The sequence below is a fragment of the Mesorhizobium sp. WSM3866 genome, assembly GCF_002294795.1.
Classification (GTDB): Bacteria; Pseudomonadota; Alphaproteobacteria; order Rhizobiales; family Rhizobiaceae; genus Mesorhizobium.
The window spans coordinates 553,791-573,175 of record NZ_NSGC01000001.1 but is presented as its reverse complement, the minus strand read 5'-3'; the positions used below and the strand labels follow the sequence as shown (position 1 = coordinate 573,175).

Annotated in this window: 18 protein-coding genes, 1 tRNA gene and 1 pseudogene; 14 read left to right on the top strand and 6 right to left on the bottom strand. The window is 66.0% G+C overall.

Going from position 1 to position 19,385, the window contains the following annotated elements; genetic code table 11:
• Positions 1–23 precede the first annotated feature (23 nt).
• Entirely contained in the window at positions 24–965 is a 942-nt protein-coding gene (locus tag CK222_RS02720) for a glyoxylate/hydroxypyruvate reductase A (RefSeq protein ID WP_095799299.1), read from the top strand.
• On the opposite strand, the gene CK222_RS02715 is transcribed toward CK222_RS02720, so the two are convergent.
• Positions 959–1,342, bottom strand: coding sequence for a hypothetical protein (locus CK222_RS02715; RefSeq protein WP_066996215.1), 384 nt, complete (start codon positions 1,340–1,342; stop codon positions 959–961). The two genes, CK222_RS02720 and CK222_RS02715, sit on opposite strands and share 7 nt — an antisense overlap.
• Before the next feature lie 75 nt (positions 1,343–1,417).
• Positions 1,418–2,336: pseudogene (locus tag CK222_RS02710) on the bottom strand (methyltransferase domain-containing protein).
• Between the two features lie 108 nt (positions 2,337–2,444).
• On the opposite strand from CK222_RS02710, the gene CK222_RS02705 reads away from it, so the two are divergent.
• Together CK222_RS02705 and CK222_RS02695 are read left to right on the top strand one after the other, a co-directional pair.
• Positions 2,445–3,455, top strand: a complete 1,011-nt coding sequence (locus CK222_RS02705; RefSeq protein ID WP_095799479.1) for a ligase-associated DNA damage response exonuclease — start codon at positions 2,445–2,447, stop codon at positions 3,453–3,455.
• Positions 3,456–3,693: 238 nt separating this feature from the next.
• Complete coding sequence (locus CK222_RS02695) at positions 3,694–5,295, top strand: cisplatin damage response ATP-dependent DNA ligase (RefSeq protein WP_095799298.1); 1,602 nt, start codon at positions 3,694–3,696, stop codon at positions 5,293–5,295.
• A gap of 104 nt (positions 5,296–5,399) precedes the next feature.
• Here CK222_RS02695 and CK222_RS02690 read toward each other — a convergent pair whose 3' ends face one another.
• The gene (locus tag CK222_RS02690; RefSeq protein ID WP_095799297.1) at positions 5,400–6,602 is read right to left on the bottom strand and encodes a hypothetical protein; all 1,203 of its coding nucleotides are present in this window, start codon (positions 6,600–6,602) and stop codon (positions 5,400–5,402) included.
• Positions 6,603–6,948: 346 nt separating this feature from the next.
• On the opposite strand from CK222_RS02690, the gene CK222_RS02685 reads away from it, so the two are divergent.
• The 11 genes from CK222_RS02685 (at position 6,949) to CK222_RS02640 (ending at position 14,916) form a co-directional block, all read left to right on the top strand.
• Positions 6,949–7,024: transfer RNA gene (locus tag CK222_RS02685), tRNA-Thr, on the top strand.
• 476 nt (positions 7,025–7,500) lie between these two features.
• A complete protein-coding gene (locus CK222_RS02680) occupies positions 7,501–9,066 on the top strand; it encodes an adenylate/guanylate cyclase domain-containing protein (RefSeq protein ID WP_245432950.1) in 1,566 nt (521 codons plus the stop codon).
• A gap of 2 nt (positions 9,067–9,068) precedes the next feature.
• A complete protein-coding gene (locus tag CK222_RS32810) occupies positions 9,069–9,242 on the top strand; it encodes a hypothetical protein (protein ID WP_245432949.1) in 174 nt (57 codons plus the stop codon).
• 172 nt (positions 9,243–9,414) lie between these two features.
• Entirely contained in the window at positions 9,415–9,603 is a 189-nt protein-coding gene (locus tag CK222_RS02675; RefSeq protein ID WP_067324751.1) for a DUF2158 domain-containing protein, read from the top strand.
• A 155-nt stretch (positions 9,604–9,758) separates the two neighbouring features.
• Positions 9,759–10,184: an acid-shock protein gene (locus tag CK222_RS02670; RefSeq protein ID WP_067324454.1), complete on the top strand. Its 426-nt coding sequence runs from the start codon at positions 9,759–9,761 to the stop codon at positions 10,182–10,184.
• Positions 10,185–10,229: 45 nt separating this feature from the next.
• Positions 10,230–10,763 (top strand): RNA polymerase sigma factor, encoded by a 534-nt coding sequence (locus CK222_RS02665; RefSeq protein WP_067324453.1) that lies wholly within the window; start codon positions 10,230–10,232, stop codon positions 10,761–10,763.
• Positions 10,764–10,822: 59 nt separating this feature from the next.
• A complete protein-coding gene (locus tag CK222_RS02660; protein WP_067324451.1) occupies positions 10,823–11,272 on the top strand; it encodes a hypothetical protein in 450 nt (149 codons plus the stop codon).
• Positions 11,269–11,715 (top strand): periplasmic heavy metal sensor, encoded by a 447-nt coding sequence (locus tag CK222_RS02655; RefSeq protein WP_067003693.1) that lies wholly within the window; start codon positions 11,269–11,271, stop codon positions 11,713–11,715. The genes CK222_RS02660 and CK222_RS02655 overlap by 4 nt, the downstream gene beginning before the upstream one ends.
• A 109-nt stretch (positions 11,716–11,824) precedes the next feature.
• Positions 11,825–12,109 carry a hypothetical protein gene (locus CK222_RS02650; RefSeq protein ID WP_067003691.1) on the top strand — a complete coding sequence of 95 codons (285 nt, stop codon included), beginning with the start codon at positions 11,825–11,827 and terminating at the stop codon, positions 12,107–12,109.
• A 100-nt stretch (positions 12,110–12,209) separates the two neighbouring features.
• Positions 12,210–13,661, top strand: a complete 1,452-nt coding sequence (locus CK222_RS02645; RefSeq protein WP_176477551.1) for a DUF1800 family protein — start codon at positions 12,210–12,212, stop codon at positions 13,659–13,661.
• Between the two features lie 16 nt (positions 13,662–13,677).
• The gene (locus CK222_RS02640; protein ID WP_095799296.1) at positions 13,678–14,916 is read left to right on the top strand and encodes a DUF1501 domain-containing protein; all 1,239 of its coding nucleotides are present in this window, start codon (positions 13,678–13,680) and stop codon (positions 14,914–14,916) included.
• A 342-nt stretch (positions 14,917–15,258) separates the two neighbouring features.
• Here the strand turns inward: CK222_RS02640 and CK222_RS02635 are convergent, their stop codons facing one another.
• The 3 genes from CK222_RS02635 to CK222_RS02625 form a co-directional block, all read right to left on the bottom strand.
• The gene (locus CK222_RS02635) at positions 15,259–15,522 is read right to left on the bottom strand and encodes a hypothetical protein (protein WP_067003684.1); all 264 of its coding nucleotides are present in this window, start codon (positions 15,520–15,522) and stop codon (positions 15,259–15,261) included.
• A gap of 86 nt (positions 15,523–15,608) precedes the next feature.
• Positions 15,609–17,192, bottom strand: coding sequence for an indolepyruvate oxidoreductase subunit beta family protein (locus CK222_RS02630; protein ID WP_095799295.1), 1,584 nt, complete (start codon positions 17,190–17,192; stop codon positions 15,609–15,611).
• Positions 17,185–19,338: an indolepyruvate ferredoxin oxidoreductase subunit alpha gene (locus tag CK222_RS02625; protein ID WP_095799294.1), complete on the bottom strand. Its 2,154-nt coding sequence runs from the start codon at positions 19,336–19,338 to the stop codon at positions 17,185–17,187. The genes CK222_RS02630 and CK222_RS02625 overlap by 8 nt, the downstream gene beginning before the upstream one ends.
• Positions 19,339–19,385: the final 47 nt, after the last annotated feature.

Below are 19,385 nucleotides of genomic sequence, written 5' to 3'. Positions count from 1 at the left end.
AATATAGGAAAGACACTCCACGAATGGAAAAAGGCAAAGTTCTGCTTGCCCTCACCGGCTTTCACCCGCAGCGCTGGCGCGAACTGCTCGCGGCCGAGCGCGAGGTGGTGCTGGAGCCTGATGGTCCGAGCGATCCCTCGATCGCTTATGCAGTGGTGTGGAAGCAGAAACCGAATCTGTTGTCGTCGCTGCCCAATTTGCGCGCCATCTTCTCGATCGGCGCAGGCGTCGATCATATCTTCGCCGACCCCGGCCTGCCCGAGGTGCCGATCGTCCGGGTCGTTGCCGACAATCTCACGCAATACATGACCGAATATGTCGTCTGGCGCGTGCTCGACCACCATCGCCAGGGCATGCTCTACCGAGCGCAACAGCAGAAGAAGACCTGGCACGAGCCGCCGCAACGCCCGGCCGGCGACATCTCCGTCGGCATCATGGGTCTCGGCAACCTTGGCCGCGCCGCGGCATCGGTGCTTTTGGCGCTAGGCTTCGCCGTGAACGGCTGGTCGCGCACCGAGCACCCGATGCAGGGGGTCTCGACCTATTCCGGCGAAGGCGGGCTGATCCCCTTCCTCAGCGCCACCGACATCCTGGTGGTGCTGTTGCCGCTGACGCCGCGCACCCAAGGCATCGTCAATTACGCCGTTCTGAAGGAATTGCGCAAACGCAACGGCCTCGGCGGCTCGGTGCTGATCAACGCCGGGCGCGGGCGGCTGCAGAAGGATGCCGACATCCTGCGCGCGCTGGAAGACGGCACGCTGAAGGAAGCGAGCCTCGACGTGTTCGAGGTCGAGCCGCTGCCCAAGACGAGCCCGTTGTGGAGCCATCCGAAAGTGTTCGTGACGCCGCATGCGGCGGCGACCTCGGACCCGGCCCATCTGGTGCCGATCATGCTTCGGCAAATGGCCGCCTTCGAGCGCGGCGAAAAGCTCGAAAACGTCGTCGATCGCGAAGCGGGTTACTGAGCAGACGCCGGCTTCGAGCCCGGCAGCGCGAACTTGTCCTTCTTCTTCGGCTTGCCGCAATCGCGCCGTTCGATCGAACGGTTCATTGCGTCGATCTCGCCGCTCGCCTTGTCGCTGTCGCGCTGCGCCCTGGAGCGCATGTCCGGCGTAAACGGGCCAAAACCCATCGCCGGATTGGAGAAAGCCGGTTTTGCGGTGACCGGCAGATTGTATTGCTGCGCCAGCGCGTTGCGATTGGCTAGCAGCTGGTCGCAGGGCACGCTGTCATATTGCAGCGAGGATTGGACGTTTTCGTCCTGGCGCTCCGCCATCGAAGTGCCGCCAACGCAGCCGGCCGTCATCAGGCAAGATGCCAACACAGCCATGGTCCAGCGCATGGTAATTCTCCGTGCCGTATCGCCACGCCCTAAGCCGACACGCGATTCGGGCTTTTTCGCGAGCAGCCGTCGCCCTCATTCCGCCGGCCTGCGACGAGCTATAACCGCAAGGCCTCCTACTGGCTCGCCGCGGTCATGCCGGATGGTCGTGCTTTCCAGCGACAGGATCGCAAACCCGCTGTCGGCGAGAACGCGCCGCACATAGGCCACGGAATGCGCGTAGCGCCGCGAGGGCAGCAATGCAAAGTCATCGCCACAGGCAAGTGTCTCGACCGAGAACGCAAAGAGGCCTTCATCGACCAGACTGTTGGCAACTGCTCCAACAATGCGTTCGAGCGCCCCGACATAGATGAACACGTCGGCGGCGACCACGAGGTCGGCTTTCGAGCCAGGTCGAGAGAAATGCTGGAGATCGGACTTGGAGAGCTTGTCGTAGATGCCTTTGGCGCGCGCCTTCCGCAACATGCTGCTCGAAATGTCATAGCCTTTCCAGCCGGTCAACGATCGGGCGCAGCCTTTCGCCCATCAGGCCGGTGCCGCAGCCGAGGTCGAGCGCCAGCCGGAACCGGCCCGGCCTCGCCGCGCGAATGGCGCGATCGAGAAACTCTGGCATTCGCTAACCGAGTTTCCCGACCAGCGATTGCTCGAAATTGTCGGCATAGTGATCGAACAGGGTCTCGACGAAAGCACTGGGCGGAGCCGCTGCCACCGGCGCATGGCCGATCAGCTGCAGCTTGAGCGCGGAACCCAGCCGGTCCGCGGGATCGAGCTTCAAGGCCATCGCCCATGCCTGGGCTGCCTGGTCGGGAAAACGTGCGGCTTCCTGCATCTCGCCGAGCCGGAACCAGCCCGCCGTCCATTGCGGCGCCAGCTCCAGCGCGCCAAGCAAAAGCTCCGCCGCCTGCGCAGGCTCGCCGGAGGCCAGCAGCATCTCGGCAAAGTCGGCGCGACGGTCGGCGTTCAAATCGCCGGACGAGGCCTGAAGTGGTTTCATGGTTCCATTGATCCCGCCGGTGTGCGAACCGGCGGCCGGCTGTAGGACGAGTCAGCAGTCTGTTGCAACAGGCTTCCCGCGTCGAATTTAGCCACTATGTTCAAGGCCATGCGCGCCAGCGACCTGCTCAAGCCACGACCCGAAGGGCTCTACTGTCCGCCAGGCGATTTCTTCATCGATCCGGTGCGGCCGGTCAGCCGCGCACTGATCACGCACGGCCATTCCGATCATGCGCGCTCAGGCCACCGCTCGGTGCTTGCCACACAGCAAACGCTCGACATCATGGGCCTGCGCTATGGCGAGGATTTCGCCGAAACCACGCAGGCAGCAACTGTCGGCGAGACGATCGATATCAACGGCGTCTCCGTCACTTTCCATCCGGCCGGACATGTGCTGGGTTCGGCGCAGATCGTCGTCGAGCATCAGGGCCTGCGCATCGTCGCCTCCGGCGACTACAAGCGCCAGAAAGACGCTACCTGCCTGCCGTTCGAGCCGGTGCCTTGCGATGTCTTCATCACCGAGGCGACCTTCGGACTGCCGGTGTTCCGGCACCCGCCGGACCATGAGGAGATCGCGCGCCTGCTCAAATCGGCGATGCAATTTCCCGAGCGTTCGCACCTGATCGGCGCCTATGCGCTCGGCAAGGCGCAGCGCGTCATGCGGCTGCTGCGCGAGGCCGGCTATGACAGGCCGATCTATATCCACGGCGCGCTCGCCAAGCTCAGCGAATATTACCAGAGCCAGGGCATCGATCTGGGGCAACTCGAACCAGCGACGGTGGAAAGCGGTGGCAAGGCCGATTTCGAAGGCGCCATAGTCGTCGGGCCGCCGGCCGCCTTCGCCGACCGCTGGGCGCGGCGCTTCCCCGACCCGATCGCCTGCTTCGCTTCAGGTTGGATGCGCATCCGTCAGCGCGCCAAGCAGGGCGGCGTCGAGCTGCCGCTGATCATTTCCGACCATGCCGACTGGGACGAGCTCATCGCCACGATCAAGGAAACGGGCGCCGAGGAGATCTGGGTGACGCATGGCCGCGAGGAAGCGCTGGTGCGCTGGTGCGAGCTGGAGGGCATCGCGGCGCGGCCGCTGCATCTTGTTGGGTATGAGGACGAGGGCGATTGATGGAACAGTGTTCGCCAATCGCCGCCGCCGAGTTCTACGGCGCCCCCCTCTGTCCTGCCGGACATCTCCCCCTCAAAGGGGGAGATTGGCAGTTTCAGGGCCGACGCATCTCCCGCGACGCGAGAGATTGGCGAAAGCCGGCGCGGCATCTGATTTCCCCCCTTGAGGGGGAGATGGCCGGCAGGACAGAGGGGGGCGCCTTGCGCCTGCTCTCGCGATTGGCATGGCGCAACCAACGATGAACCGCTTCGCCGAGCTCCTCGACCGGCTGGTGCTGACGCCTTCGCGCAACGGCAAGCTGACGCTGCTCACCGACTATTTCCGCAGCGTCGAGGATCCCGACCGCGGGCTGGCGCTGGCGGCGATCACCGGCGATCTGTCGATCGCGGCGGTGAAGCCGGCGATGCTGCGCGCGCTGGTGGTCGAGCGCATGGACCCCGTGCTGTTCGGCTATTCCTACGATTATGTCGGCGACCTCGCCGAGACGGTGTCGCTGGTCTGGCCGCAGCCGGCCGGCCACATGCCGAACCACGCGCCGACGCTCGCCGAAGTGGTCGGCAAGCTCCAGGCGGCGAGCCGCTCCGACGGGCCGCAGGTGCTCGCCAGGCTTCTCGACAGCGCCAGCATCTCTGCGCGCTTCGCCATCATCAAGCTGGTTACCGGCGGGTTGCGCATCGGCGTGTCGGCGCGGCTTGCCAAGCAGGCGTTGGCCGATCTCGGCCAAGTCGATGTCGTCGAGATCGAGGAGCTCTGGCACGGGCTGACGCCTCCCTACACGGCGCTCTTTGCGTGGCTGGAAGGCCGGGCGGAAAAACCGAGAAGCGCCGCGCTCGCATTGTTCCGGCCGGTGATGCTGTCCAACGCGGTCGACGACGGCGATTTGGAAAAGCTCGAACCGGCCGATTATGCGGCGGAGTGGAAATGGGACGGCATCCGCGTCCAGGCGGTGTGCGAGGGCGGCATCCGCCGGCTGTATTCGCGCACCGGCGACGATGTTTCCGGCGCCTTCCCGGACCTCGCCGCGACGATGGATTTCGAGGCGGCGCTCGACGGCGAATTGCTGGTCGGCGACCCGCGCGAGGCGACCGGAACCTTCTCCGACCTGCAGCAGCGGCTGAACCGCAAGAGCGTCTCGCCAAAAATCCAGCAGCAATATCCGGCCTTCATGCGCTGCTACGACGCGCTGCAAATCAACGGCGAGGATTTGCGCAGCCTCCCCTTCGCCGAGCGCCGCACCCGGCTCGGAGCCTTCGTCCAGACGCTCGATCCCAGCCGCTTCGACCTTTCGCCGCTGGTCGAATTTTCGGATTGGGAGACGCTGGAGCGGCTGCGCCAGGCGCCGCCGCATCCGATCATCGAAGGGGTGATGCTGAAGCGCTGGGATTCGCCCTATCTTGCCGGCCGGCCGAAAGGCCCCTGGTTCAAGTGGAAGCGCGATCCGCACACGATCGACGCGGTGCTGATGTATGCGCAGCGCGGCCACGGCAAGCGCTCGAGCTTCTATTCCGACTACACTTTCGGGGTCTGGTCAGGCCCGGAGGGATCGGAAGAGCTGGTGCCGGTCGGCAAGGCCTATTTCGGCTTCACCGACGAGGAGCTGCGGCAAATCGACAAATATGTGCGCGACCATACGATCGAGCGGTTCGGGCCGGTGCGCTCGGTGCGCGCCGATCGCAAGAATGGGCTGGTGCTGGAAGTGGCCTTCGAAGGGCTCAACCGCTCGACGCGCCATAAATCTGGCGTCGCGATGCGCTTTCCGCGCATCTCACGGCTGCGCTGGGACAAGCCCTCCGCCGAGGCCGACCGGATCGAGACGCTGCAGGCGTTGCTCGACAGCTAGAAATCTGCCGACGCTTCACCCCACCCGGCGCTTCGCGCCGACCTTCCCATCAAGGGGAGGTCGGTCGCATCCCTGGAGATAGCCCCTCGCTGCCGATGCCGAGGTCACTCCGCGATCGATACGCGGATCTCGTAGATGTCGACGGACTTGCCCTGCTTGTCGAAATCGGAATTGACGGCGATGGTGCCGGCCGCACCCGGGTGCTTGTTCGGGAACTGCACGTCGAACAGGTATTCGTTGCGCTCGTGGCCGACGGCATAGCGCTTGCGGCCGCAATCGCCGAGCTCGCCGAAATCGCAGTCGACCGAGATCTGCGTCTCCTTGCCTTCTTCCGAGCGGGCGATGATATCGAACATGGCATGCTTGCCGGCGAGCTTTTCCAGCACGCCCTGGCCGACATCGAAGGCGATGGCCGAGCCGGATGCGCCCGAGCGGACGCGCAGGAACTGGCCGGTGTCGTCCTTCATCACATCTGCGGCGGCGTCGGACGGTGTGCTGACATGGGTCGGATCGCTGGGCGAGAAGACGTTGATCCAGTTCTTCGACTGATCCGCCTCGCCGGGCTTCTGCGGCGAACCGGTGTCGGCTGGCTGCGAGGAGTCTTCGTCTTCCAGCGTCGGGGTCGGCTCTGGCGGACCGGTGTTGAGTTCAGCCGCCGTCTTGAAGACGCCCGTCTGCTTGGCGAAATAGAGGCCGATGCCGGCAGCCGCCAGCAGGGTCGCCGCGACAAAGATGGCGGTGAGCGGCAGGCGCCGGCCACGGATACGCCGTTCATCGCGATCCGGCGCCACTTCGGCGCCGTTGCCGATGGACGCTCCGGGGGAGTCATCTAGCGTCGGCGCGTTCGGAAGCGCCTCGTCCGGCATGATGTCGGGCACGCGGGGCAGCACGCGCGAGCGCGGCGCATCCGATGTGTCGGGCTGCACCGGACCGTCGACGGTGATCGACGGCGACGGTGCCGCCTGGTCGGGGCCCCGCGGGGCATCCACCGGCGGCGCGGGAGACTGGCTCGGCGTGTCGACCGCCGGCCCCGGCGCGGCGTTGCCGACGAATGGACCGCTGTCCAGCGGAAGCGTCACGTCAGGAACGGCCTGGACAGCCGGCAGGAATTCGGATTCGATCTCGGTGATCTTGGCCTGCACCGCCTTGCGGCGGTTGATGGCGGCTTCCACCGTCACGTTGGGGTTGGCCTGCAGCACGCGATCGAGCGCGGCAAAGGCCGAGCGATAGACCTTCTCGCGAAACGCCCGGTCCTCGGGATTGCCTTTCTCGAAGGCGTTGCGGATCGCTTTCTCGATGGCGTCCAAGCGAGCTCCCTCTGCGCGTTCGCTCACAGTTATCGATCGTTAGCCGCAGGCGACCAGTCAATCAACGGGCGGGCGGCTGCCTTGCCGACGCATCCAATGCCCATTTCGGCGTTTTTTGTTGAAGAATCAACATTTTTGTCGCCGCCGCCGGATCGGCCTGCAACGAAATCGGAGCCTCCCGCCGGCGAGCCCGCAAGCCGTGCTGGCGCGGGGCTTAAGGCTGTCGCGCAGCGGCAAGCGACGGAATTGCCGCGCATGAGCGCAGGATTTCGCCGCCAGCCATCTTGAATTAGCTGGCGGTTGAGTCTATCAACCGGCGCATCTTGGAAGCCCAGCGGCTTCCCGGGCCGCTTTAGCTCAGTTGGTAGAGCACATCATTCGTAATGATGGGGTCGCGTGTTCGAGTCACGCAAGCGGCACCAGTTTCCTAAAAGCGTGTAATTCCAATACCATACGTGTCGGGTGGATTTGGGTTCGCCCATAAACCCACCCAAGATCGCCCTAAGCCGAAACGCTGCGGCGTCGTACGGCAGCATTTCGCCGCTTGCCGACCTCAGCACCTCCAAGCGTGAGTGTTCGGTGTGATGCCGATACAAAAGCGCCGCCACGGTGGCGTCAACCGGTTACACAAGCCAGCCAACATCCCCGGCCTTCTGGAAGTGGCGTCAGCGTCCCCAGAGGCTGCGTGGGCGGGTCGTTGGTTGACTGTAGCGCGACTGAACGCTCCACGCTTCGCAAGCTGGATAGCGGAATCTCGTGAGGGCAAGGTCAAGTTGCTCTCCGTTCCAGCGACGGGCGGAGATTGGGAAAGATGGATAGCGTGCAGGTGAGGCGCATGGAAGCCGGCAGGACATGGACGCGGGACGGCCCGCGTGCAGGCGCCTGGCTGAGCCGTGTAATGAGCACGCAGCGCCACCTCGCAGCGATCCTGGCTTGCGACGTGGTTGGCTATTCGCGCCTGACGGAGCGCGACGAACGCGGCACGCTCGAGCGGCTGAAGGCCTACCGCAAGGACCTCCTCGAGCCGCTGGTATCCGAGAACCAGGGACGCATCGTCAAGCTCACCGGCGACGGCATGCTCTGCGAATTCGCGAGCGTCGTCAATGCGGTGACATCGGCGGTGGCGATCCAGCAGGCTGTGGCGGAACACGAGGCGGAAACGCCGGAGGAAGAGCGGATTCGCTTGCGCATCGGCGTCAATCTCGGCGACGTGGTCTGCGAGGAGGACGGCGACCTCTACGGCGACGGGGTCAACATCGCCGCCCGCCTCGAAAGCGCCGCCGATCCCGGGACCGTGGTCGTCTCGGGCACCGCCTACGACCACCTCCAGGGCAAGCTCGACTGCGGCTTCACGCCGCTCGGCAACCTGCGCCTCAAGAACATCGAGCGTCCCGTGCGCGCCTACCGCGTCGAGACCGACGCCAGCGCCTCGGTGGCTGCACCGCCTCCCCTGCCCGAGAAGCCCTCGATCGCGGTTCTGCCTTTCACCAACATGAGCGGCGACCCTGACCAGGAATACTTCGCCGACGGGCTGGTGGAGGACATCATCACGGGATTGAGCCGGGTGAACTCCTTCTTCGTGATCGCCCGCAACTCGTCCTTCACCTACAAGGGCCGGGCGGTCGACCTGCGCCAGGTCGGGCGCGAGCTGGGCGTCCGCTACGTGCTCGAAGGCAGCATCCGCAGAGCCGGATCGCGCGTGCGCATCAGCGGGCAGTTGGTAGACGCGATCAGCGGTCACCATGTCTGGACCGGCCGCTTCGAAGGCGACGTGAGCGACATCTTCGACTTGCAGGACAAGGTGACCGAGAGCGTCGTCGGTGCTGTCGAGCCGAGCATCCGGCTGGAGGAGATCAAGCAGGCGCGCATGAAGCCGACCGACTACATCAGCGCCTACGACCTCTATCTTCGCGCACTGCCGCGCTTCTACAGCATGACGCGCGAAGGCTTTGCCGATGTACGCCGACTCACCAACGAGGCGCTCAGCATCGACCCGGGCTTCACCTTGGCGAAGGCACTCGGCGCCTATATCCGCAGCTTATCTGTGAGCCAGTGCTGGCACGAACCCGACGATGTGCGAGTCGCCGCGCGTATGGCGCGCGAGGTGCTGGCGGAAGCGCGCGACGACCCCACGAGCCTGCGCTTCGCGGCGCAGGTGATCGCCTACAGCGCGAAGGAATACGAGATGGCGCTGGGCACGATCGAACGGTCCCTGCTGCTCAACCCCAATTCGGCGCAGGGCCATACCGGCAGCGGCTGGGTGAACGCGCATTCCAGCCGCCCGCTCGTGGCGATCGAGCACTTTCACAGGGCGATGCGGCTGAGTCCGGTCGACCCCGAGAAAGGCATCGCGCTCTCCGGCATCGGGATGAGCTATCTGATGCTCGAGCGCTACGAGGAAGCGCTGGCATGGGGAGAACGCGCGCTGCACGAGATGCCGAACTACGGCTCCTCGCACCGGTGATCATGGCGCTGGTCAAGCTCAACCGGCTGGACGAGGCGCAGGCCGCGGCGCGCCGCCTGATGGAGGCGTTCCCGACCTTCACGCTCACCCTGCAGAGACAGATCAACCCGTGGCTGGACAAGGTGTTCGCCGAGCGCTACGTCGAGGCGCTGGGCATCGCCGGCGTGCCGGAGTGATCGCCGCGGCTGCGACGATGCCCTCTCCTGCGCGCCGCGTGCGGCCAGGCGACCTCCTTTACCCAGAGGCTGAAAGCGGAACGCACGCTCTTCCGGGCTTTGCAGCGAATCTCGGGCATTGTCGAGAATCGCTGTTGGTGGGAAACTCCCGGTCTCTAGCAAGGAGGCCAAAATGCCCAACACTTTCAAGACCGGTGACATCGTCAGGCTAAAATCCGGAGGCCCGGAGATGACGGTGAGTGATGGCGCTGCCTCGGGCACGTATCTGTGCCACTGGTTCAACCGTGACGGCGACGTCTGGACCCCGCAACATGCCGGCTTCAAGCCGGATCAGCTGATGGTGGTCGACGAACGGAAATAGTTTCGCTCACCCTCGTTCCCGATCGGCTCCGGCCCGGCTTCTTGCCGGACTCTTGCTAATTGTCTCGTCAGAAACGACCGACGGATTTTCCCTGTTGCCGCGTTTAACGGCTGAAGCGTGGCCGCCAATGGCCATGCGCAACCGGAGACGAGAGCATGATCCGCCGTTCGATATTTGTCGTTGCCCTTGGCCTGCAGGCCGCCGCCGCGGCCGCCCAGACAGCGACGCATGCCACCGCGCCGGCGCAGCCGGCGCCAATCGCATCCGCCTCCGCCAGGCCGGGCATCACGCTGGAAAAGTTCGAGGCGCGCCGGGAAAAGGCTTTCATGCGGGCCGACACCGACGGCGACGGCAAGGTCAGCCTCGCCGAGTGGACGGCGTTCCAGACCCAGCGCAAGGCCAAGGCCGATCCTGCCAAATCCTTCGCGCGCATGGACGCCAACAAGGACGGCTTCGTCGACAAATCCGAGCTCGACGCCTTCTTGGCCAAGCGCTTCGCCAGGCTCGACAAGAACGGCGACGGCGTTATGAGCGCCGAGGAACGGCCGGGCCACAAAACCGCTCCCAATCAGGAGCAATGACCGAGAGGTTATGCAGCACGATGGCCATTGGGAGCGCCCCGATTGATGGGCGCCGATCCGGACGAGGAACTGGTACGGCGCATCGGTGCCGGCGATCAAGCCGCCGTGCAGGCGATGGTGGCGCGCAAGCTGCCGCGCCTGCTTTCGCTCGCCACCCGCATGCTCGGCGATGCCGCCGAGGCCGAGGACGTCGCCCAGGAGACCTTCGTGCGCATCTGGCGTCATGCCTCGGGCTGGCGCCAGGGTCATGCGCGTTTCGACACCTGGGTCCACCGGGTGGCGCTCAACCTCTGCTACGACCGGCTGCGGCGGCGCCGCGAATGGGTGACGGACGAACTGCCGGAGGCGGCGGATGAGGCACCGCTTCCCGACGCCGGAGACGAAGGCCGGCGCGTCCAGCAGGCGCTGCTGCGCATCGCGCCGCGCCAGCGCGAGGCGATCGTGCTCGTCTATTATCAGGAGATGTCCAACATCGAGGCCGCCGGCGCCATGCAGGTCAGCGTCGATGCGCTGGAAAGCCTGCTCGCGCGGGGTCGACGCTCGCTGCAAGCCATGCTCATCGGAGATGGCGATGACTGAGCAGCTGGCGGCGGTTGGGACTTGGGTGGCCACGTCAAACCCGTGGAAGGGGAAACGAGATGGCTGACGAAAGAAAGGCCGCTGACGGGGCGATGAGTGCCCAACGCTTCGCTGCACTTGCGGACGCCTATGGCAGCGCCCTGCATCGCTGGCCGCGGGCCGACCAGGCTGCCGCCACGCTGTTTGCGGAGAGCGAAGAGGGTCGCGCCATTCTGGCGACCGCCGGCAGGCTCGATGCCATTCTCGACCGTCATCACGTCGAAGCCCCAAGCCGGACGCTGCATGGCGAGATTGTCGCACGGGCCACCACGCAGCTCAGCCAGGGGCGGCGCCGCCGGTTTTGGTGGCTGGGCTTTGGACTTGCCGGCGTCGGCCTTGCCGGCGCCGTGGTCGGGCTGGCGCTGGTCACCGTTGTCACGCCAGATGCCACGTCCGACCATTATGTGATGGATGCCAACGCAACGTCGTTCGGCGATGCCGGTCCCGACGCCGACACGGAGGACCTATGAGCGCTCGTCTTTTCGCGGCATCGCTGGTGCTGAACGTCTTCCTGATCGGTGCCGTCGCCGGCGGTGCAGGCTGGCTGATCGGCCGTTCCGGAGGCGGCTATTCGCTGGAATCGGCCGGCGGTCAGCTTCCCGCCAGCGACCGCAAGGTATTCCGCCAGGCGTTGCGCGAGGTTCGGCGCGAGTCGCGCGCAGTCATCCTCGACGGACAGCAGGCGCGGCGTGAGGCGGCCAACCTCTTGCAGCAGCCGACGCTCGACGCCAACGCTCTGGCCGCAGCCCTGGAGCGGGCGCGCAATGCCGACGCCACCATCCGCAGCCGGCTGGAACAGCGCATCGTCGAATTCGCCGCGTCGAGCCCGCTGGATGACCGTAAGCTGCTGGCCGACGCCCTATTGCGTCATGTCGGCAGGCAGCGGCCCATCCCGGCAAAAAATACGCCATAAGAGCGACGGAAAGCGCCGGCCGTCTCCGTTCAAAGAAAAAGAGGGACACGCCTGCCGCCACGCGAACGCGACGTGGCCGGTTCAACCTCGAGAAACTTCGGAGTATCCCATGAATGGTCTGACGAAATATTCTGTTGCGGCTGCGCTTGCCATCGGCGGGACTGCCGCGGCAAGTGCAGCCTCGGCAATGCCGCTTGCGGCGCCTGCGGCGCCTGCGATTGTCGAGCATGTGGCCTGGGGCTGCGGCCCCGGCTGGCACCCCAACCGGTGGGGTCGCTGCGTGCCCAACCGCCGCGTGATCTATCCGGGCTATTACTACTGGGGTGGCCCAAGCGTCTATATCGGCCCGGCCTGGCGTCCGTGGCACGGCGATCGTTACTGGCGCCGCTGGTAAGCCCCTGCCGGCCTCATCATGTCGACTCCGGCATCATAAGGCTTTTCGACCGTGGAGATACCGCCGACGCGACCTGCGTCGGTCCGCGACGGAGGCTCTGTTGGCTCCATCCGTTCCAAATGCCGTTCTGCCCGATCCAGCCTTGGTCGCGCTCAACCGCTTCGGGCTTGGCGCGAAACCTGGTGACGATCTCGGCAAGATTGCGGCCGATGCGCGCGGTTATCTAAAGGCCGAGCTCGAGCTGTTGGATGTCGCGCTTGTCTCGGCCGACGATTCAAAAAATGCCGGCTTGTTGGACAGCACCGCCGCGATCCAGGCCAGCATGGCCGCCGCCGCGGAGCGCAAGGCAGCGCGGGAGAAACCAGCGCCCGCCATGCAGCCTGCGGCAGACACTTCGGACGGCTCAGCCGAGGCAAAACGCAAGTCAGGCGTGCCGCCGGTCGAGGCCGACATCTATCGGGATGAAGCGCAAGCCCGTTTCGACAAGGCGCTCGGTGCCGCACCCGGCTTTGTCGAAAGACTGGTCGGTTTCTGGTCGAACCATTTCTGCGTCTCGACCGCCAAGGGCCAGCTCGTGCGGGCCTGCGCCGGCGCTTTCGAGCGCGAGGCTGTCCGCCCCTTCGTGCTCGGCCGCTTCGCCGACATGCTGCTGGCCGTCGAGCATCACCCGGCGATGCTGTTCTACCTCGACAACCGACAATCGACCGGACCGGATTCGCGCGCCGGAAAAAGGCGCGGCCGCGGCCTCAACGAGAACCTCGCCCGCGAGATCCTGGAATTGCACACACTCGGCGTCGACGGCGGCTATAGCCAGGCGGACGTCACGAGTTTCGCGGGAGCGCTCACCGGCTGGACGATGGCCGGGCGGAAGGGCCGCCTCGGAGAGCCCGGCACATTTGTGTTCGACCCCGATGCGCATCAGCCTGGCGAGGCGGTGCTGCTCGGCAAGACCTACCCGGCCGGCGGCATGGGCCAGGCCGAGGCCGCGCTCAACGACATCGCCCGCCAGCCGGCGACCGCGCGCCACATCGCTACCAAGCTCGCCCGCCATTTCTTTGCCGACGATCCGCCGGCGGCTGTAGTCGACCGCCTTGCCGAGATCTTCACCAAGACGGACGGCGACCTGCGCGCGCTGGCGCTTGCCCTGGTCGATCTGCCTGAAGCCTGGTCGCTGCCGCTGACAAAATTGCGCTCGCCGTTGGACTATGCCGTAGCGGTCCGGCGGGCGATCGGCTCCACCGCCGGGAAAGAGCCGCAACGAACGCTGCGCTGGCTAAGGGCGCTGGGCGAGCCGCTCTGGCAACCGCCCGGGCCGAACGGCTTTTCCGACCGGACGGATAGCTGGGCGTCCGCCGAAGGCCTCAAGACGCGCCTCGACATCGCCTGGCAAGCGGCTCGTCAGGCGAGCGACATCGGCAATCCCGATGACATGCTTTCCACCGTGATCGGCGCCTCCGCCTCGGCCGAGACGCGCCAAGCGATCGCGCGCGCCGAGTCCAAACAGCAAGGCCTGGCGCTGCTGCTGATGGCGCCGGAATTTCAACGCCGGTGAACAATGGAGAAGCGGCATGAGTCTTCTTTGTGAAACGCCGAACCCATCTCGGCGCGCCGTGCTGATGACAGGCGGCGCGCTGTTTGCCTGGGCCTATCTGCCACGCTTCGCCCGCGCCGCCGACCATCGCGATCCGCGCCTGATCGTCATCATATTGCGCGGCGCGCTGGATGGGCTGTCGACGATCGGCCCCCTCGGTGACCCCGACTATGCCGGCCTGCATGGCGACATCGCGCTGTCGCTCTCCGGCGCCAATGCGGCGCTGCCGCTCGACAGCTTCTTCGCGATCAATCCCGCGATGCCGGTGTTCGCGCGGCTGTTCAAGGCAGGTCAGGCGGCCGCGGTGCACGCGGCCGCGACCGGCTACCGCGAGCGCTCGCATTTCGACGGCCAGGATGTGCTGGAGAGCGGCCTGCCGGGCCCTGGCAACGCCACAACCGGTTGGCTGAACCGCGCGATAGCCAGCCTCCCGGCAGGTGAAAGAGTGGCCAAGCTCGGCGGGCTGGCGGTAGGCCCATCGACGCCGCTGGTGATCCGTGGCGCAGCACCCGTGCTCGGCTGGGCGCCGCAGGCGCTGCCGACGCCCAGCGATGCGCTGGCGGAGCGTGTACTCGACCTCTACAACCATCGCGACCCGGTGCTGGCAGCGGTGCTGCAGAAGGGCCTCGACGCCGACCGCATGGCGATGAGCGACCAGCTCGATGGCAGCTCGAAGAAACCCCGCGGCGGCCTCGCCAACGCCGCCTGCATGCGCCAGTCCGCGCAAGGCGCGGCGAAACTGATGGCGGCCGACGACGGGCCGCGCATTGCGGCGCTGGCCTTCGACGGCTGGGACACGCATGTCAACGAGGGCGGCGCCACCGGGCGGCTCGCCAAGCTGCTCGGCGGCCTCGATGGCGCCTTCGAGGAATTCGAGAAAGGGCTCGGCGAGCGCTGGAAGGACACCGCGATCGTCGCCATCACCGAATTCGGCCGCACCGCCCGCGTCAACGGCACCGTCGGCACGGACCACGGCACCGGCACGGTAGTGCTGCTCGCCGGCGGCGCGATCAAAGGTGGCCGCGTCATCGCCGACTGGCCGGGGCTGAAGCCGGCTCAGCTCTACCAAGGCCGCGACCTCGCGCCGACCAGCGATGTGCGCGCGGTGCTGAAGGGGTTGCTTGCCGAGCAGTTCGGGCTCTCCGCCGCGGTGCTCGGCGACAAGGTGTTTCCGGAGTCGGGAGGGGTGAAGCCGATGCGGGATTTGATTGTGTGAGAGCTTCGACTTTGTCCATCAACCGCGAGGCAGGAACGCGGCGGCACAAGGTGAGATCGGTCGAGATCCTTCGCGCCCCCCTCTGTCCTGCCGGACATCTCCCCCACTTGGGGGGAGATTGGCAGCTTCGGCGCCGCGACCACTCTGCGCTGTCGAACAGAGTACGACACTGACGATTGGCGAAGGCCGGCGCGATGTCTGATCTCCCCCTTGCGGCGAAGATGTCCGGCAAGACAGAGGGGGCGCTGTCCAGACGCCGTCTCTGAGGGCTGTCTGAATCCTCGCTCGAGGAACTTAGCAAGCCGCCCGCGCCGTTTCCGGCACGGGCGCCCCTCAAACCGATCACCAGCTCCAATAGCCGGGATGCCAGCGGTGGTGATACCGGAAGCCCGGATGCCAGTGGCGCACGGGCCGGATGAACCGGCGACCGTTCGGCACGCATCTGCCCCAGTGGTTCACGTGCCAGCCCGGACCGCAGCGCCAGCCGACCGTCTCGACCGGCAGCGGCGCAGCGCTGGGCTTTGCCATCGGCATGGCCTGCGCGCCGGCGGAGAGCATCAAAGTGCCGGCGGCCAATGCGAACGGCAGCAAATATTTGGTGAGCATAAAGTTCGTCTCCGTGATTCATCCCTACCGCCGTGAAACGGACGACAGGGTCGAAATCCGTCGGAGGAGGATTGATCACATCCTCGTTATCGGGCGGCGTCGTTGAGCGTCGCCACGGTCTTCAGCGCGCCATCGAGCATGTCGCCCTTTTCGTCCTTCAGCGCCGCTTCGCGCAGGCGGCGGATCCAGTCGGCGGCGTCTTCGCGGCCCTCGAGCATGGCAAGCGCTGAGAGCACGCGGTCGAATTTCGACTGGGCACGGGCGTGGGTGTCGCTGTAGCCCTTGATCAAGCGGCGGCAATTCAGGATCTCCAGCCCAAGCGCATAGTTTTCGCGCGCACGGGCAAGCGCCAAGCCGTACCAGCGCTCCAGATGCTCGACTTCGACCTTGTGGCGCAGCAGGCGGCGGCGCCAGCGGCGCAGGCCGCCGATGAACCACAGCATGGCGAAGCCGGTGAAACTGTCGGTGCGGATATGGCGGCCGCGATTGATGCGGCGGTCAAGGAAGGCGGCGAGCTTCGGGCGGTTCTCGATGTAACTGCCGATTGCTACCGGCAACGTGCCGCAAAATTCCTCGATGCGCGGATGGAAATATTCGGTGACCTGCAGGACCAAGCCTTCCCTGACACCGACTTCCTTGCGCACGCGCCTGTCGCGGGTCGAACGCGTCTTGAGGTCGGCGACGCGGATCATGTCGTCATAGCACATGGCGTTGGCCAGATGTTTCGCCGCCGCGACCGACAGCGCATGGCCACGCGCCGCATTGTCCAGCGCGATGGCCTTGTCCAGCCGGCCGAGATATTCGCCGCCATAGGCGATGTCCTGGTAATCGACGACCTTCTTCAGGCCGCGTTCAGCCATGTCGCGCAGCGGTTCCGGTAGCGCGGCGACACGGGCGGCGAGTTCCTGCCAGCCCTTCAGCAGGGTTTCGGGACCACTGACCTTGGCCGTTGATGTGGTGTCGGGAGCGGCAGGCTTCCCGCTTGCCTTATTCCCGGCTGTCGCGACCGCGATGCCGCGCGCCCGGTCATAGGCGGCGCCGAAGGCGGCAAGGCTGGCCTTGACGCCACGGCCACCGGCGCCGATCGCCTGCTCGTAGTTTTCGCGCGGGAAGGGCAGCGCGTCGGAACCGGCCAGCGCGCCGAGCAGGCTGGCCGAAATCATCGTGCCATGCTCGGCGGCGATCTTTTCCATGTCGAAGGCGATGAAGCGCTTGGCGGCCGCCTCGGCCGTCGCATGCACCTTTTCCGACGAGGCGCGGCCGTCGCCCGGCTGGATCTTTTCCGAGACGGCGGCGATGCGGTGCGAGGAGGCGATCAGCGTCGTGCGCTCGGGCGTGACGAAACCGCGGATGATGGCGCGGCCGGCCTCCATCAGCTCGGCGGCTATCAAGATGTCGACGTCGCCCTGCGAGGGCGAGAGCGCAAAGACCGGCAGCCGGCCGGTGTCGCGCGCCATCTCGATGCAATAGATCGTCGCCCCCGTGCGCTGGGCGACGCCCGCCACCGACGTCGATTGCGCAATGTAGCCGCTGCGCTCGGCTACGTCGGTGATCCAATCGGCGAGCACGCCGCCGCCCTGGCCGCCGACGGCAAGCACGGCGAGTTTTATCACCCGCTCGTCATCAGAGGCGCCCAGCTTCGGGCGCAGCGGTGAAGCCTGCTCAAGCATCGGCGAACATCAAACGGCGACTCTCGCGGCGGCGCTGCAAACGGCCGATCACGGCGCGGCGCGCGCTTTCCAGGAAACGGTCCCAGCGGCTCGGATTGTGCACGACATCGGCGCGGTAGAAGGAGGGGCAGAGCACGGCCGCATCCGCCACCTCGCCGCAATTGCCGCAGCCGACACAGTTCTGGTCGATCGAGGCGACCGGATCGTCGCGCAGCGGATCGTCGAGCGACTTCACCGAGAGCGACGGACAGCCGGAGAGCCGCATGCAGGCGTGGTCGCCGGTGCAGACGTCCTCGTCGACGCCGAATTTCGGCTTGACGACCCGCTCGCCGCCCTTGACCGCCTTGTCGACCAGCGGCCTCTCGCGGCGCTGGCGGTTCAGCATGCATTCGGACGAGGCGACGATGACCTTCGGCCCCTTCTCCTCGGTGGTTAGCGCCTCGCGCAGCGTGTCGCGCATCTTGCCGACGTCATAGGTGCGGTCGATGTGGCGCAGCCATTTGACGCCCATGCCTTTCACCGCTTCGGTGATCGGATGTTTTGTGGACTTGGTGCGGTTCGAGGCGCGCGAGGACAGGATGTCCTGGCCGCCGGTGGCGGCCGAGTAAAAATTGTCGACGATGACGATGACGCCGTCATTCTTGTTGAAGACGGCGTTGCCGATCGAGGAGGTGAGACCGTTATGCCAGAAGCCGCCGTCGCCGACGAAGGAGATCGACCGGCGTTTCGCTTCCGGCGAATTGAAGGCTGAAGCCGAGGCCGGCCCGAGGCCGTAGCCCATGGTGGTGGCGCCGAGCTCGAAGGGCGGCATGATCGAGAACAGGTGGCAGCCGATGTCGGAAGCGATGTGGTGCTTGCCAAGCTCCTGCTCGACCAGCTTGGTCGCAGCGAAGATCGGCCGCTCCGGACAGCCGATGCAGAAGCCCGGCGGGCGGCCGGGAACGACATTGATGAGATCGGCGGTGTCGACGCCCTCGCCCAGCTTGTTCGGCGCACGAACCTCGCCGGGCAGCAGATGCGGCGCATAGGCGCGCAGGAAGGAGCCAATGCCGTCCAGCATCACCTGCCCGGTATATTCGCCGGCCATCGGCAGATGCTCCTTGCCGACCAGCTTGGTGCCGCGCCCTGCCTTGTGCAGCATCGCGGCAAAGGCCTGCTCGATATAGTTGGGCTGGCCTTCTTCGACGACCAGCACCGCCTGTTTGCCCTCGCAGAAGGAAAGGAACTCGTCATCGACGAGCGGATAGACGGCGTTCAGCACATAAAGCGGCACGTCGGTGTCGCCATAGGTGTCGGCAAGGCCGAGCCGCTGCAGCGCGCGGACGACCGAATTGTACATGCCGCCCTGCATGACGATGCCGATCGAGCCATTGTCCGGCCCAAAGACCTCGTTGATCTTGCGGCTCTTGATGAAATCGACCGCCGCCGGCCAGCGCTTTGCGACCTTCTCCTTCTCGTGCAGGAAGGAGGCAGGCGGCAGCACGATGCGGCCGGTGTCGCGGCGCGGGGCCGACAGCGCATCGGCCACCGACATTGGCGGCCGCTTGTTGTCCTTGGCGACAAAATGGCCGTGGACGTGGCAGCAGCGGATGCGCACCTGCAGCATGACTGGCGTGTTGGAGGCTTCCGACAGCTCGAAGCCATCCTCGACCGCCTTGACGATCGAGGGCAGGTTCGGGCGCGGATCGAGCAGCCAGACCTGGCTCTTCATGGCGAAGGCATGGCTGCGCTCCTGCATGATGGAGGAGCCCTCGCCATAGTCCTCGCCGACGATGATCAGCGCGCCGCCGGTGACGCCGCCCGAGGCGAGGTTCGCCAAAGCGTCCGAGGCGACATTGGTGCCCACTGTCGACTTGAAGGTGGCGGCACCGCGGATCGGGTAGTGCACTGATGCGGCCAGCATGGCGGTGGCGGTTGCTTCTGAGGCGCTCGCCTCGAAGTGCACGCCGAGCTCGCCCAGAATGTCCTGCGCGTCGGCGAGCACATCCATCAGATGGCTGATCGGCGCGCCCTGGTAGCCGCCGACATAGCCGACGCCGCATTGCAGCAGCGCCTTGGTGATGGCGAGGATGCCCTCGCCCGCGAATTCCTGGCCGGCGCCGAGCCTCAGCTTTTCGACTTCCTTGGCAAAAGACCGTTCGGCCATCTCTGCCTCCTTCCGTTACCGCCGTTGGACGGCGGCGCGTACGTCAA

Bases quoted from the DNA above. Each gene is read 5' to 3' on its own strand.
- CK222_RS02640 (WP_095799296.1), top strand. From the start codon at position 13,678: ATGAGTCTTCTTTGTGAAACGCCGAACCCATCTCGGCGCGCCGTGCTG.
- CK222_RS02635 (WP_067003684.1), bottom strand. From the start codon at position 15,522: ATGCTCACCAAATATTTGCTGCCGTTCGCATTGGCCGCCGGCACTTTG.
- CK222_RS02650 (WP_067003691.1), top strand. From the start codon at position 11,825: ATGAATGGTCTGACGAAATATTCTGTTGCGGCTGCGCTTGCCATCGGC.
- CK222_RS02715 (WP_066996215.1), bottom strand. From the start codon at position 1,342: ATGCGCTGGACCATGGCTGTGTTGGCATCTTGCCTGATGACGGCCGGC.
- CK222_RS02695 (WP_095799298.1), top strand. From the start codon at position 3,694: ATGAACCGCTTCGCCGAGCTCCTCGACCGGCTGGTGCTGACGCCTTCG.
- CK222_RS02665 (WP_067324453.1), top strand. From the start codon at position 10,230: ATGGGCGCCGATCCGGACGAGGAACTGGTACGGCGCATCGGTGCCGGC.
- CK222_RS02660 (WP_067324451.1), top strand. From the start codon at position 10,823: ATGGCTGACGAAAGAAAGGCCGCTGACGGGGCGATGAGTGCCCAACGC.
- CK222_RS02670 (WP_067324454.1), top strand. From the start codon at position 9,759: ATGATCCGCCGTTCGATATTTGTCGTTGCCCTTGGCCTGCAGGCCGCC.
- CK222_RS02655 (WP_067003693.1), top strand. From the start codon at position 11,269: ATGAGCGCTCGTCTTTTCGCGGCATCGCTGGTGCTGAACGTCTTCCTG.
- CK222_RS02705 (WP_095799479.1), top strand. From the start codon at position 2,445: ATGCGCGCCAGCGACCTGCTCAAGCCACGACCCGAAGGGCTCTACTGT.
- CK222_RS02675 (WP_067324751.1), top strand. From the start codon at position 9,415: ATGCCCAACACTTTCAAGACCGGTGACATCGTCAGGCTAAAATCCGGA.
- CK222_RS02630 (WP_095799295.1), bottom strand. From the start codon at position 17,192: ATGCTTGAGCAGGCTTCACCGCTGCGCCCGAAGCTGGGCGCCTCTGAT.
- CK222_RS02625 (WP_095799294.1), bottom strand. From the start codon at position 19,338: ATGGCCGAACGGTCTTTTGCCAAGGAAGTCGAAAAGCTGAGGCTCGGC.
- CK222_RS02680 (WP_245432950.1), top strand. From the start codon at position 7,501: ATGAGCACGCAGCGCCACCTCGCAGCGATCCTGGCTTGCGACGTGGTT.
- CK222_RS32810 (WP_245432949.1), top strand. From the start codon at position 9,069: ATGGCGCTGGTCAAGCTCAACCGGCTGGACGAGGCGCAGGCCGCGGCG.
- CK222_RS02720 (WP_095799299.1), top strand. From the start codon at position 24: ATGGAAAAAGGCAAAGTTCTGCTTGCCCTCACCGGCTTTCACCCGCAG.